Here is a 1,875-nt window from a genome sequence, read left to right as displayed (position 1 = left end):
AGCGCTATGGTTATGAGCGTTTACATGCCCGGCTAACTGAGCAAGGGCATCATATTAGCCAATACATGGTTAGAAGTATCAAACAAGAATATGGCATCAAATGCCGTCGTCATAAGCGCTTTAAAGTCACCACTGACTCTAATCACAATAAGCTAGTTTATCCAAACGTACTTGATCAGCAGTTCGATGCCAGTCGGCCTAATCAAGCGTGGGTCAGTGACATCACCTATATCTGGACCCATGAGGGCTGGCTGTACTTGGCTGGCGTTAAAGACTTATATACCAAAGAGCTGGTTGGCTACGCGATTAATAAACGCATGACCTCAGATTTGGTCTGTCATGCACTCAAGATGGCTATCAAGAACAAACGTCCAAGCAAAGGGCTAATCGTTCACTCTGATAGAGGCAGTCAGTACTGCAGCCATGCCTACCACAAGATTATCAAGCAGCATCAATTTAAAGGCTCAATGAGTGGTAAAGGCAATTGTTTCGACAACGCTCCAATAGAAAGCTTCTGGGGCGTATTGAAGAATGAGCTTGTGTATCACCAAGACTATAAAACAAGGTTTGCAGCCATCAACGATATCATCGGCTATATCGAGCTTTACTACAACCAAACAAGAATTCAAAAGGGCTTGGGCTATAAAACGCCAAGGCAGGTGTGGTTTGACTTCTATCGTCAGGCTGCGTAACTAAACTCTCCCAAGTTTAACTGTACGGATTTGACGGCAGGGGTCATGATAGGTAATTACTCATGTCATTGAGTAATTACCTATCATACTAATAACTCTCTAAGTCATTGATTAATATAGACTGGAGAAATTACTAATAATAATTACTTATCATATTGAATAAGATAGCAGCATCTATTAATATGATTTTTTAGTAATTACCTATCATACTGAAAAAGTACTAATCTACACTATATATAAATCATGGACCGTGGCTGAATAACCAATATTTTAATCACTTCCTGGGATTTTCTACCACCTTTACCTATACAAATTTTATCTTATAGTCTTTAATTGCTCGTTGAACAATTTTACTATTATCATTCGATAACTTATCAATTCCATATCCCTGCTTAGCTACTTCCGCCCTGACATAAGGTGATTTGTCATCGATCATTATATCCAGTCTATACTTTTGCCTTGCTACAGCTACTCTAACATCAGTTATTTTGTCTTTATATAATATATCTAAACCATAACCCTGCTCAGCAACGGCTTTTCTCACCAAATAAGAGCTGTCTCTTATAAAGTTTGATAAATTATGACCTTGTTCAGCTACCTCTCTACGCACGCTATCATCTTTATCATTAGCGAGATAACTTAAGCGATAACCCGCATGAGCTACCATTTGACGAACATCAGCATTTGAGGACTTAGAGAGCTCAACCGTCCCCTTTCGCTGTCTAATTAATAGCGATGCCCAATTAAAAGCACTCCAATCGTCCTTGGGTAGATTAGATGCTATTTTATTCCAATCTTCAAAATCTCCATAACTTTCTTTGTTGTCCTCTAGGTATTTATCTATAGGCGCCCAGTCTATTTCAGTTATAAAGTAAACTTCTTCGCAAAGCTCCTTTACTGATTTTTTTAGATTCCTAATATGACCTGTTGTCCCATCGCCTAGTAGGAAGTAGTTACCAACTATTTGGAAATAAACACCGCTTTGCTTAAAAAAAATTAACTTCTAGCATTATATTTACCTTATATATTAGGGCGTGTCCTCATTTTAAAATGGTGATAAAAATAAGATAAATTGCAGGCAAATAAGGAAAATAGCGCAGTTAATATCGGGATATTACCCAGCTATTTGACGATGTTTGGCAAAATTTAGCTATTTTTAGTCCCTTTAGATGTCCATCGATTG

At 37.9% G+C, this 1,875-nt stretch carries 2 protein-coding genes; one reads left to right on the top strand and one right to left on the bottom strand.

What is annotated here, in order from left to right; translation table 11 throughout:
- Positions 1–692 (top strand): IS3 family transposase (locus WAZ74_RS10355; protein WP_422308223.1); only part of this gene is annotated, 692 nt, incomplete at its 5' end.
- Between the two features lie 304 nt (positions 693–996).
- Here WAZ74_RS10355 and WAZ74_RS10350 read toward each other — a convergent pair.
- Positions 997–1,359, bottom strand: coding sequence for a hypothetical protein (locus tag WAZ74_RS10350; protein WP_422308222.1), 363 nt, complete (start codon positions 1,357–1,359; stop codon positions 997–999).
- Positions 1,360–1,875: the final 516 nt, after the last annotated feature.

It is taken from the genome of Psychrobacter sp., assembly GCF_049295055.1.
In the GTDB taxonomy this organism is placed as follows: Bacteria; Pseudomonadota; Gammaproteobacteria; order Pseudomonadales; family Moraxellaceae; genus Psychrobacter.
This window is presented reverse-complemented; position numbering and strand designations above follow the sequence as displayed.